Genomic DNA, 11,623 nt, shown 5'->3' with positions numbered 1-11,623 from the left:
GCGGCAATCGGTTTCATCGTGGTCACACTGACCGCGTCGGCGCCTGCCGCCCTCGCTGATCCAGCGGATCCCACTGCCCCCACCGATCCGCGACCCGGCACGCCCTGCGCCGCCGCGGTCGGCGGTGCGATGACGTGGCTGCCCGGCGAGAAGGCACCACTGGTGTGCGCGGACGATCAGTGGCAGACCGTCACCACGCCCTACCCGTCGAGTGACCGCTGGGTGAGCTACGGACCGGCACTGACGCTGTCCGGCGGCGCCAGGCAGAACCCCGCGCTGGAACCGGGCCGGTGGACCGCCACTCCCCTGGACCCCGACAGCCGCTGCCGCGCCCAACAGGTGTCGGTCACCTACGGAAAGGTCGACGGGCAGGCGCGAGTCGACGAGGGCGAACCCGGCCGCCCGCTGGCACTCGAGGTGATCCCGCGGCTACTGACGATCGAGATGAGCGGCGACTGCCTGTGGCAGCGGTCGAGCGACTGATCCTCACCCCATCCGGGCCCGCGCCGCGTCCAGGGCGTCCTCGATCTCGGCCCAGGTGCGCTTGACGATCTCCGAGACCGGCAGCAGATCCACGATCCGTGACGACACCTGACCGGTGTTGGCGACGCTGGCCTCGAGGTCACCCTCGAAGTACAGATCGGTGACCGCGCCAAGCAGCGAGGCGCCAGGCCCGTCGGCGAACACCCGCGCGGCCAGACCCGTGTGCAGCACCCGCATCGTCGGGTTCCCGGGCAGGTCCAGGAGGATGGTGCCCGCGTCGTCGGCCGCCACGATCGCGCTCTTGAAGTTGGTGTGCACCGCGGATTCCAGGCTCGCCAGCATCCGCGTGCCCATCTGCACGCCCTCAGCTCCCAGGACCAGCGCGGCCGCGGCCGAACGGGCGTCGCACATACCGCCCGCGGCGATTATCGGCAGGTCCACGTTCTCGGCAACCAGCGGCAGCAGGACCATCGTCGACGCCCCCAGCGCCGACTTGAAGCCGCCGCCCTCCACACCCTCGACCACCAACGCGTCGACCCCGGCATCGGCCGCCTTCTGCGCCGCCTTCAACGACCCGACCACGTGCACGACGGTCATGCCCGCGTCATGCAGGCGCCCGGTGAACAACGCCGGATCGCCCGCCGAGCTGAACACATGCCGGACACCAGCCTCGGCCAGCACGTCGACGATCGACGGATCCTTCTTCCAGCCCTGGACCATGAGGTTGGCCGCAACGGGCTTGTCGGTGAGTCCGCGTACACGGGCCAGGTCGGCGCGGCCATCCGCGGTGAGCGTCTCGAGCATCCCGAGTCCGCCCGCCTCGGACACGGCGACAGCCAGGTCCGCGCGGGCGATATAGGTCATGGGCGCCTGGACAACGGGGTACTGCACGCCCAGCAGCGACTGAATTCGATTCGGCACGCTCTCGATTGTGTCCTGCGGGTGTGGTCAACACCACGCCCCCGCTGCGCAACGTCACACCACGTGGAGCGGACAACCGGCCCCGACCAGCGGTAAGAAGAAATGGAGATGACCACTTCCCTCGACCTACCCACGCTCGACTACCTCGGCGCCGCCGACCCGGAAGTCGCGCACCGACGCATCGCCGACGCACGCCGGCGGGCCCCGATCGCCAGAGGCCCGTTCGGTCTCGAACTGATCGGCCACGAGGTCGTCTACAGCGCGCTTGCCGATCCACGCTTCCGGGCGCCGGCTGGTCTGGGCGTGCCCTACCCGCGTCTGCGCGCCATCCTCGACAAGACCTACACACCGCACGCCGCGGACCGCCTCCGCGCCGCCGTGGCCGATATCGTCGACCGCCTCATCGATCCGCTCGCCGACACCGGCCGGTGCGACGTCGTCGCCGACGTGGCGGCCCCCTACGCGGTGCACGCGGTCTGCGCTGCGCTCGGAGTGCAGCGCGCGGACTGGGATCGTCTCGCCCGCTGGGCCAATGACGTGACCGATATGGAGGCGCTGCACCACTACGTCGATGTGATGGTCGCGCAACGGTGCGCCCACCTCAGTGACGATCTGCTGTCTGACCTCATCGTCGCCGACATCGACCACGACGGCCTGACGACCGATGAGTTGCGCCGTCTGGTCGCAACGCTGTTGACGTCGGAGGCGAACAGGATGCGCAGTCAGTTGGCCGCATCGGTCGAGGCGCTGTGTGACCAACCGGAGCAGTGGGCGCTGCTCGCCGAGAACACCGACCTCGCTCCGCGGGCTGTCGAGGAGACGATGCGGCACTCGCCGGTCGTGTTCAGTGTGCTGCGGGTGGCCACCGAGGACGTCGACGTCGACGGTACCCACATCCCCGCCGATACCGTGGTGACGGTGAATATCGCTGCTGCCCATCGTGATCCCGATGCGTATGCCGATCCCGAACGGCTCGACATCACCCGCGCACTCCCACCGCCGACACCGGACCCGGGCCGTACCGCACTCGCCGAGGCACTGCGAGTGATGGCGCAGCGGATGCCCGCTATCCGGCGGACCGCGACTGCGCCGTGGAAACCGCTCTTCGGAATCTCAGGCCCCACCGCGCTGCACGTCGAGTTCGACATCGTCCGGTAGTGCGACGGGAAACGTCCACTCTCCGTTGAGGACCTCCGCGCGAGGGCGGTACAGCCGGACCATGTAGTTCCAGCCGGGCGTGATGGGCAGGCAGTTCGGTGTCTGACCATCGCATCCGCCGAACTGCACGACGACAGCACCGTCCGGTGCGGCGAGGGCGGTGACATCGTTGAGCGAGTATGCGTTCTGCGAGTTGGACTGGAAGTAGCCGTCTGCGTCGTAGACGGTCACCGACCAGAAGCCGTCAACGGGTACGTCGCGAATCATGAGGCGGTGCACCGTCGTTCCATCGTTGCGCTCGGGGACGACGTTGAGGTACAGCGCATCGGACTCGGGATTGCCGCCCCACGCGTTCGCCGAGCCGATCAGATGGCGCACGGGATCCGTAGACTCCCTCGTACCGAACATCCCCCTGGTGTCGGGCAGCAACGCGGCCAGCGCGACCAGTGCGTCACGCACCGTCTTCTGGCTCTGCGGATCCCAAGCCGGAATCTCGAACTTGCCGACCGATTCCTGTTCGACGGTGATCTGGTCCTGCAGGGCGTGGACCGCATCCACGTCCGCGGGATCGTTCGGGTTCACCAGGATGCGTACCGCGACCGCCGCGTAGCGGGTGCCGATGGTGTCGCGGTCCAGCACGAGCCGCGCCCGCCCGTAGGTGACCTCAGGCACGTAGTGGTCCTCGGTGATGACCTGTGCGGACATGAACCTGCGCCCGCCATCGGGAATCGTCACGGCGACGGGTCCAGCGTCGAGGTCGAAAACCGCCGCGGAGTAGAGGGTGTCGCGGTTCTGCCGAATCACCAACTGTTTGTCCAGGGGCGTGAGTTCCCGGTTGTGCGTGAACCGTCCGAGGCTGCCATCGGCGACGATGTGGCCGAAGTAGAGATCGGACTCCGCACGGATGAAATTGTCGGTACTCACATTCACTGCCGTGCTGCCCTGCGCCGAGGAGGTCATGGCGCGAATGATATCGACGTCGCCGAGCAGCCAATGACCTCGCGACCGGCCGGGAACGACGCCGGCTCGGCGCCGGCGATGGGATCACCCCGGTAGTACGCCCGGGTCGCGTCGGCCGAACACTCGAAATCGACGTTGAGCACCCGGAAGCTCGCCGGGGCGGCACCGTCGATGGGCTCACCCATCCAGTAGACGTATCGGTCGTCGCTCGCATAGGGCCCATCGAGGACGCGGAACGTCCCGACGTCGGCCTCCGGTACGGCGTCGGTGTAGTAGTAGACCCGCTCACCGTCGCTTGAATGGGCGCCCCTCAGCACCCGGAAGGTGGCGGGATCAGCACCCACGATCGGGGTGCCGTTGACGTGCACGTTGCGTGTGTCCCTGCTGAAAAGGTAGTCGTCGTCATCGGCGATGACCTCGAAGTTCTGCGGGTCGTCGGACAGCACGCTGCCATCGGTCCAATACACCGACCCGCCGTCTCGCGACATTCCGTCTGGCAGGAGTTCGAAGTTCACCGGATCATCGCTGAGAATGCGGTCACGAACGTAGACGTGCTCGGCGTCGCTGGCCATCTGCGGGCCGATCAGTTCGAACGTCGCCGCGTCAGCGCCCGCCAGGACGCCACCGTCGACGTAGACGGTCGACTGGTCGCGGGCGTAGGTGCGGTCAAACACCTCAAAAGTTGCCACGTCGGCACCGTCGATCTGAAAAGCCTTGCCCGGAAACGCGTTCAGGTAGTACACCGTGTCGCCCGCGACGTGGTAGCCGGCCGTGTCGAACAGCGAGTTCGGGGTCCCGTCGCGGCTACAGGCGGCCGTTAACGCCAGAGCGGCGACGCACAGCCCGGCGATCACACGGCGCATGCGTCAACCGTACTGGGGAAACCCAGCCGGTTTGTTGGCGCGCCGATATTGACGAGACTAGCGCCGCAACATGCTCGGGAAGGGCAGCGTCACCTCGGCGCGCTCGAGACGCCGAGCGTCGACCGCGAAGCAGGCCAGGCTGGCGATGAAGCTCGTCAGGGCCATCGCGAGGACGACCGTGGCGAAGACTATCTCCCCGCCGCTGAACACGGCGAGACCCAAGACGGCACCGATGACTGCCACGAACATGAGCAGCAGACCCGCCGTTGCGGCGACCTCGGTCATCGGATCGTGGACATCAGAGCTGCTGCGCTTCATGATCACCGAACTCTGATACCCCACCGTTCGATCGGCGAAACCGACGGGATCTACAGGGGCAACGTGCGATTGATCACCAGCGCCGAGATGGCCGCAATCGCGAGCACCAACGCTCCCAGCCGAAGCCAGCCCGTGCTGGCGTCCCCGCGGACGGTTTCGTAACCGATCTGGTCCTGCAGGGTCTTGTAGATCTGGTCGAGCTGCGGTGCGTCCTGCGCCAGGTAGGAGGTGCCCCCGGACAACTGCGCGACCTGCTTCATCGTGGTGTCGTCGACCGGCACCGGCACATCGGCATTGTCGACCTTCACGGTGCCGTCCGGAGTTCCGAACGCGATGGTCGAAATGGGGATGCCCTGATCCTTGGCCGCGCGAGCGGCCGTGAACGCGCCTCTCGGATTGTCGGGGTTTCCCGGGCTGGTCTCCTTGCCGTCGGAGAACAGCACGATGCGGGCGGGGGGCGGCTCGTCACCACCTCCGATGACGGCACCGACGGTCGAGATCGCCTGCAGTGCCGCGAAGATCGCCTCGCCGGTGGCGGTGCGCTCGGCGACCTGCATCTTGTCGATGGCGACCTTGGTCGCCTCGTGGTTGGTGGTCGGCGAGCTGAGCATGGTGGGGTTGGCGGCGAACGAGATCAGGCCGAGGTTCACCCCGGGCGTGAGTTCGTCGGCGAACTTCTTGGCGGCCTCCTGCGCGGCCTTCATCCGGCTCGGCGAGACGTCGGTGGCATCCATCGAGGTCGACACGTCCATCACCAGCATCACCACGGCGCGGTTGCGGGGAATCTTGCGGTCCAGTGCCGGGCCCGCCATCGCGATGGTGAACATCACGAGGGCGACGGCGACCAGTGCCGGGGGTAGATGGTGCCACCGACTCTGCGGTTTGGGGGCGACACTTTCGATCATGTCGCTGTCGGCGAACCGTGCGAGTCGGGCCCTCCTGCTGCGCTGGATCCAGAAGTACAGAAAGACCAGGCCGGCGACCGCGAACAGGAACAGGAAGAACCAGATGTGCGTGAAGCCCGACAGCGGCAATGGCCCCAACACGGGCAGATTCACTAGCAGTTCCCTTCGATAACGACACAATCCCAACCCGAGAGTACAAAGGTCCGCCGGACACGCCCGGCATGCGGCACCGCCGCCACGTGCTGAGCACTCGCTCAGGCCAGCACGCGCCGGCGTCGACCCCGGACATACACTTCTGCTGTGCGCGACGTGATGGACGAAGTGCTGGCGGTCTGGCGAAACGGTGGCACAGCAGGCGTGGCCACCGTTGTGCGCACCATCAAGTCCGCCCCTCGGACGGCCGGCGCGGCGATGGTGGTCGCACCCGACGGCACCGTGGCGGGCTCGGTCTCGGGCGGCTGCGTCGAGGCCGCCGTCTACGAACTGGCCGGTGAAGTGGCCCGGACCGGGCATCCGCAGTTCCAGCGCTACGGCATCACCGACGACGACGCGTTCGCCGTGGGACTGACGTGCGGCGGCATCATCGACATCTTCGCCGAGCCGGTCTCACGCTCGACGTTTCCCCAACTCGAGGCGATCGCCGACGATATCGCGGCACACCGGCCCACGGCTGTGGCCACCGTGATCACCCACCCGGACCCGCAGCGGGTCGGCCGCAGGCTGGTGATCGGCGAGAGCACGGTCGACGGCACGCTCGGGTCTGCGCGCGCGGACGCCGCTGTCGCCGACGATGCCCGCGGCCTCCTCGGCGCGGGCCGCACCGACGTGCTGACCTACGGTCCCGACGGAGAGCGTCAGGGCGAGGGCATGGAGGTGTTCGTCGCCAGCCATGCCCCGCGGCCCCGAATGCTGGTGTTCGGGGCGATCGACTTCGCGGCGGCGCTGACCCGACAGGCGGCGTTGCTCGGGTACCGGATCACGGTGTGTGACGCCCGGCCGGTCTTCGCCACGCCTGCGCGCTTCCCCGCCGCCGATGAGGTCGTCGTCGACTGGCCGGACCGCTACCTGCGTGCCCAGGTCGCCGCGGGGACACTCGACGAACGCACCGCCATCTGCGTGCTCACCCACGATCCGAAGTTCGACGTCCCCGTGCTGGAGGTGGCGCTGCGGTTGGCGAAGGTCGGCTATGTGGGCGCCATGGGTTCCCGGCCGACGCATCTCGACCGGCTCGCCCGATTACAGGAAGCGGGCCTTACCGAGGCCCAGTTGAACCGGCTGTCCAGCCCCATCGGCCTGGATCTGGGCGCGCGCACGCCCGAGGAGACCGCGGTGTCGATCATCGGCGAGATCATCGCGCGCCGATGGGGCGGCGGTGGCCGGCCGCTTACCGAACTCGATGGCCGGATTCACCACGAAGCATCCAGAACTGCCACAAACGCCGGGGTTGACGTGCGGTAACGCCACTCTCCCTTTTTGGAATCATCCTTCTCTTGTACGATAACCAAACTCGCCGAAAATGTGATGGCGGCCACTTACACGCGAAAGCTCGAGGGAGTGCAGACGTGACTTCAACCGCCACTTCATCAGCTAAGGGGCCTGTCGCGACCCGCTATTCGGGGACCCGGGTACCGCGGGTCGAGGACACCCGCCTGCTGACCGGCAAGGGCACCTTCGTCGACGACGTCTCGCGTCCGGGGATGCTGCACGCCTGCTTCGTGCGCAGCCCCTTCGCGCGAGCCACCATCAGGGGCATCGACGTGGCGGCGGCGCTGGCCCTGCCGGGCGTGCACGCCGTGTTCACCGCGCAGGACATCAACCCCGCGGTGCAGGAGGCCTGGCACGCCGTCGCGGGCAAGGATGTCCCCGACACACCCCGGCCGCCCCTGGCCGAGGGCGAGGTGAAGTTCGTCGGCGACCCGGTCGCCCTCGTCATCGCCGACAGCCGCTACGTCGCCGAGGACGCCGTCGACCTCGTCGACGTCGACTACGAGCCGCTGCCCGCCATCGCCGACTTCCGCAAGGCCGTGGGGGGCGCCGAGGCGGGTATCCCCGTCGTGCACGACGCCTACCCCGACAACGTCGCGGGAGGCATGGCGGGTATGCCGCCCGATGAGGAGGTCTTCGCCAACGCCGCACACGTCGTCACCGAGCACATCTATCAGCAGATGTACGTCCCGGTGCCCATGGAGACCCGCGGCATGGTGGCCGAATGGACCTCGGCCACAGATGAACTCACCATCTGGGCCTCCACCCAGACACCACACGAGTTGCGTGCGTTCTCGGCCCGCCTGCTGGGCATCCCCGCCCAGGGCGTGCGGGTCATCATGCGTGACACCGGCGGCGCGTTCGGTCAGAAGGTCGTGCCGATGCGCGAGGACATGTGCATTCTGCTGGCCGCGCGCAAGGTACCGTCCGCGTTGAAGTGGATCGAGGACCGGCGCGAGAACCTGATGTCGGCTGGCCAGTCCCGCCATGTCGACGGCACAGTGCGGATGGCCTTCGACGCCGACGGCAGGATCCTGGCCGCCGATATCGACTTCGTCCAGGACGTCGGGTCCTACCCGACGCCGTACCCGGTGCTGACCACGGCGGCCATCGGCATGTTCTTCCCCGGTCCGTACCGGGTACCGAAGGCCAGCTTCAACTACAAGACGGTGTTCTCCAACACTCCGGGACTGCACGCCTACCGCGGCCCGTGGCAGTACGAGACCCTCACGCGCGAAATCCTTCTCGACTGCGCGGCCCGCAAGATGGGCATGGACCCCCTCGAGCTTCGGCGCATCAACATCCTGCGCGGCGACGAGATGCCGTTCTTCAATCCCAACGGCATGCCCTATGACCACGTCGCACCGTCGGACACGCTCGAGCAGGCGGTCAAGATCCTCGACCACGAGGGCTTCCGGAAGGAGCAGGCCGAGGCCCTGGCGCAGGGCCGCTACCTCGGGCTCGGCTTCTCCGCCTACATCGAGCCGACGGGCGCCGCGACGGGCAACCTCGCCACCGAGGGCGCCACCATCCGGATGGAGTCCACCGGGAAGATCAACGTCTACGTCAACGGCGGATCCAGCGGTAACAGCATCGAGACCACCGTCGTCCAGCTCACCGCGGATGCGTTGGGCGCCAACATTGATGACGTCGCCACCATCCAGGGTGACACCGCAGTCACGCCGTACGGCGCGGGCACGCAGGGCAGCCGCAGCGCGCCGATGACGGCGGGTGCGGTCAACGAGGCGGGCACCATCCTGCGCAATCAGATCATCGCGATCGCGGCCCAGATTCTCGGGGCCGACCCGACCACCATTGTGCTCGCGAACTCCCAGGCGAGCGTCCGCGACGATCCGGAGAAGAGCGCGAGCTTCGCCGACATCGCCTATCGCTCGTACTACGAACCCGGCCAACTCGGCGGCGTGTCACCCACTTTGGAGGCGACGGCGCGGTTCAACTCCCAGGCGATGATCCACTGGGCCAACGCCACTCACGCATGCACGTGCGAGGTGGACGTGACGACCGGGCACGTGACGCTGACCCGCTACATCGTCAGCGAGGACGTCGGACCGATGATCAACCCGAACGTCGTCGAGGGTCAGGTCGCGGGCGGAACCGTGCAGGGCATCGGTGGCGCGCTGCTCGAGCACCTCGCCTACGACGACGCGGGCAACCCGGTGGCCTCGACGTTCGTCGACTACCTGCTGCCGACCGCCACCGAGGTGCCGCACATCGAGTTCGGCCACGTCGAGATACCCGGCCCGGGTGTCGGCGGATACAAGGGCGCAGGCGAGGGCGGCGCCATCGGATCACCCCCCGCGGTCATCAACGCCATCAACGACGCACTCGCACCGCTGGGCGTCACGGTCACGCACCTTCCCGCAAGCCCCGCCACGATCGTCGACCTCATCGACCAAGCAGCCCGAAAGGACCACTAACCGTGGAACTGAACAACGAGTTCCGAGTCGCGGTCCCCGCCGCGAAGACCTGGGAGTTCATCACCGACGTCGAGCGCGTCGCGCCCTGCCTGCCCGGCGCCACCCTGTTGTCGGTCGACGGCGACGACTTCACCGGCGCAGTCAAGGTGAAGGTCGGCCCGATCACGGTGTCCTACAAGGGTGTTGCGTCGTTCCAGGAGAAGGACGCCACCGCGCAGCGGATCGTGCTCAAGGCCGAGGGTAAGGAGACGCGGGGCAACGGCACCGCCGCGGCACTCGTCACCGCCCAGCTCAAGGATGAGGGCGACGCAACCCATGTGGTGATCACCACCGATCTGGCGATCTCGGGCAAGGCCGCCCAGTTCGGCCGCGGCGTGCTGGCCGACGTCTCGGGCAACCTGATCGCGCAGTTCGCCAAGAGCCTGGAGGCCGAGCTGCTCGGCGGCGCAGCACCCGCTCCTGTGGCATCGCAGAACGGTTCCTCCTCAGCACCCCGGGCCGCGGCCGCACCGCAGGCCGATGCGGGCGACTCCGTCGACCTGCTCAAGGTTGTCGCCCTGCCGGTCGCCAAGCGATTCGGACCGGTGTTGGCCGTGGCCGCGGCGGCAGGCGCCGTCGGCTTCCTCGTCGGCAAGCGCAGGCGCCGAGCCGGCACCGCTGCCGGCGTGTTGAGCGACGATCTGGCGGCCGCGCTGGCCCGGCTGTTGTCGTGAAGGCCCAGTCATGAAAGCGGCCAACTTCGTCTATCACCGGGCCGACAGCGTCGACGGTGCGGTGAAACTGCTCGCGGAGTACGGCGACGAGGCCAAGATTCTGGCGGGCGGCCAGAGCCTGGTGGCCATGCTCGCCATGCGTCTCACCCACTTCGAGAACCTGGTCGACATCTCGCGAGTTGAGGAACTGCGCAGCATCGACCTCATCGGTGACGAGGTGCGTATCGGTGCGGCCACCCCGCACGCGTTCGTCGGCATGGATGACGAGGTCGCCGACTCAGTGCCGCTGTTGACGCGGGCCACCCCCCACATCGGACACTTCCAGATCCGGACCAGGGGCACGCTCGGCGGCGCCATCGCACACGCCGATCCCGCCAGCGAGTACGCGGCGGTGGCGCTCACCCTCGATGCCACGATCGAGGCGGCCTCATCGCGCGGGCCCCGTGAGATCCCGGCAGCGGAGTTCTTCACCGGCCTGTGGGAGACGTCGCTGGCCGCCGACGAGGTTCTCACCGCGGTGCGCTTCCCGGTGTGGTCGGGCCGCTGCGGGTTCGCCGTGCACGAGTACGCCCGGCGCCACGGCGACTTCGCCATCGCGGGCGCCACGGTCGCCGTCGAACTCGATAGCGACGAACGCGTCACCCGCTGCGGTGTCGGACTGCTCGGGCTGGGCTCGACCCCCGAGCGCGGCACACCGGCCGAGGAGGCGGTGCTCGGCCGGCCGGCGAACGATCTGCACGCCGATGAGATCGGCGCGCTGGCCATGACGGGGCTGCACGCCGTCCCGAAGGACCTGCAGGGGTCCGTGTCCTATCGCACGCGCGTCGGCGCCGCGATGGTGGCACGCGCCTGGACGGACGCGATCACGGAGGCACTCGATGCATGAACTTCCAGTCCAGGTATCGGTCAATGGCCGCCCCTACGGTGGCACGGTCGAACCGCGCGTCACGCTCGCGGACTATCTGCGCGAGAACTGCGGTCTGACGGGCACGCATCTCGGCTGTGAGCACGGGGCGTGCGGGGCCTGCACGGTGCTGCTCGACGGTCAGGCCGTGCGGTCATGCCTCATCTTCGCGGTCCAGGTGGACGGGCAGGAGGTGACCACGGTCGAGGGCATGGCCGACGCCGATGGCGAGTTGTCCCCTGTGCAGACGGCGCTGCGCGCCTGCCACGGACTGCAGTGCGGGTTCTGCACACCAGGCTTCGTCACGTCGATCACGGCGTTGCTGACCGAGAATCCCACGCCCACCGAGGAGGAGATCCGCGAGGGCCTGTCGGGAAACTTCTGCCGGTGCACGGGCTATCAGGGCATCGTCAACGCGGTGCAACAGGTCGCCCAAGCCCACACCTGACCTTTGCTGGCGTACTCTGGCCGCTGG

At 68.0% G+C, this 11,623-nt stretch carries 12 protein-coding genes; 7 read left to right on the top strand and 5 right to left on the bottom strand.

Features of this window, described 5'->3' with window-relative positions; translation table 11 throughout:
• Window positions 1–18: 18 nt before the first annotated feature.
• Window positions 19–483: a hypothetical protein gene (locus ACZY0X_RS06705; RefSeq protein WP_463768874.1), complete on the top strand. Its 465-nt coding sequence runs from the start codon at window positions 19–21 to the stop codon at window positions 481–483.
• 3 nt (window positions 484–486) lie between these two features.
• Here the strand turns inward: ACZY0X_RS06705 and ACZY0X_RS06700 are convergent, their stop codons facing one another.
• Window positions 487–1,404: an NAD(P)H-dependent flavin oxidoreductase gene (locus ACZY0X_RS06700; RefSeq protein WP_463768873.1), complete on the bottom strand. Its 918-nt coding sequence runs from the start codon at window positions 1,402–1,404 to the stop codon at window positions 487–489.
• A 108-nt stretch (window positions 1,405–1,512) separates the two neighbouring features.
• On the opposite strand from ACZY0X_RS06700, the gene ACZY0X_RS06695 reads away from it, so the two are divergent.
• Entirely contained in the window at window positions 1,513–2,562 is a 1,050-nt protein-coding gene (locus tag ACZY0X_RS06695; protein ID WP_463768872.1) for a cytochrome P450, read from the top strand.
• Here ACZY0X_RS06695 and ACZY0X_RS06690 read toward each other — a convergent pair.
• From ACZY0X_RS06690 to ACZY0X_RS06675, 4 genes are read right to left on the bottom strand one after another with little or no spacing between them, the layout of a single operon-like run.
• Window positions 2,518–3,486 carry a DUF1254 domain-containing protein gene (locus tag ACZY0X_RS06690; protein WP_463770531.1) on the bottom strand — a complete coding sequence of 323 codons (969 nt, stop codon included), beginning with the start codon at window positions 3,484–3,486 and terminating at the stop codon, window positions 2,518–2,520. The genes ACZY0X_RS06695 and ACZY0X_RS06690 overlap by 45 nt on opposite strands.
• Before the next feature lie 32 nt (window positions 3,487–3,518).
• Entirely contained in the window at window positions 3,519–4,385 is an 867-nt protein-coding gene (locus tag ACZY0X_RS06685) for a DKNYY domain-containing protein (RefSeq protein ID WP_463768871.1), read from the bottom strand.
• 57 nt (window positions 4,386–4,442) lie between these two features.
• Complete coding sequence (locus tag ACZY0X_RS06680; RefSeq protein ID WP_463768870.1) at window positions 4,443–4,703, bottom strand: hypothetical protein; 261 nt, start codon at window positions 4,701–4,703, stop codon at window positions 4,443–4,445.
• Between the two features lie 50 nt (window positions 4,704–4,753).
• On the bottom strand, window positions 4,754–5,761 hold the full coding sequence (locus ACZY0X_RS06675; protein ID WP_463768869.1) for a VWA domain-containing protein: 1,008 nt from the start codon (window positions 5,759–5,761) through the stop codon (window positions 4,754–4,756).
• A gap of 147 nt (window positions 5,762–5,908) precedes the next feature.
• On the opposite strand from ACZY0X_RS06675, the gene ACZY0X_RS06670 reads away from it, so the two are divergent.
• The 5 genes from ACZY0X_RS06670 (at window position 5,909) to ACZY0X_RS06650 (ending at window position 11,596) form a co-directional block, all read left to right on the top strand.
• On the top strand, window positions 5,909–7,066 hold the full coding sequence (locus ACZY0X_RS06670) for an XdhC family protein (protein WP_463768868.1): 1,158 nt from the start codon (window positions 5,909–5,911) through the stop codon (window positions 7,064–7,066).
• 104 nt (window positions 7,067–7,170) lie between these two features.
• Window positions 7,171–9,531 (top strand): xanthine dehydrogenase family protein molybdopterin-binding subunit, encoded by a 2,361-nt coding sequence (locus tag ACZY0X_RS06665; RefSeq protein WP_463768867.1) that lies wholly within the window; start codon window positions 7,171–7,173, stop codon window positions 9,529–9,531.
• Window positions 9,532–9,533: 2 nt separating this feature from the next.
• Entirely contained in the window at window positions 9,534–10,244 is a 711-nt protein-coding gene (locus ACZY0X_RS06660; RefSeq protein WP_463768866.1) for an SRPBCC family protein, read from the top strand.
• Between the two features lie 10 nt (window positions 10,245–10,254).
• A complete protein-coding gene (locus ACZY0X_RS06655) occupies window positions 10,255–11,130 on the top strand; it encodes an FAD binding domain-containing protein (RefSeq protein ID WP_463768865.1) in 876 nt (291 codons plus the stop codon).
• Window positions 11,123–11,596: a (2Fe-2S)-binding protein gene (locus ACZY0X_RS06650; RefSeq protein WP_463768864.1), complete on the top strand. Its 474-nt coding sequence runs from the start codon at window positions 11,123–11,125 to the stop codon at window positions 11,594–11,596. The genes ACZY0X_RS06655 and ACZY0X_RS06650 overlap by 8 nt, the downstream gene beginning before the upstream one ends.
• Window positions 11,597–11,623: the final 27 nt, after the last annotated feature.

It is taken from the genome of Mycobacterium sp. IDUB_39, assembly GCF_055419205.1.
The sequence above is the reverse complement of the archived record's forward strand: the minus strand, read 5'-3'. Positions and strand labels throughout refer to the sequence as shown.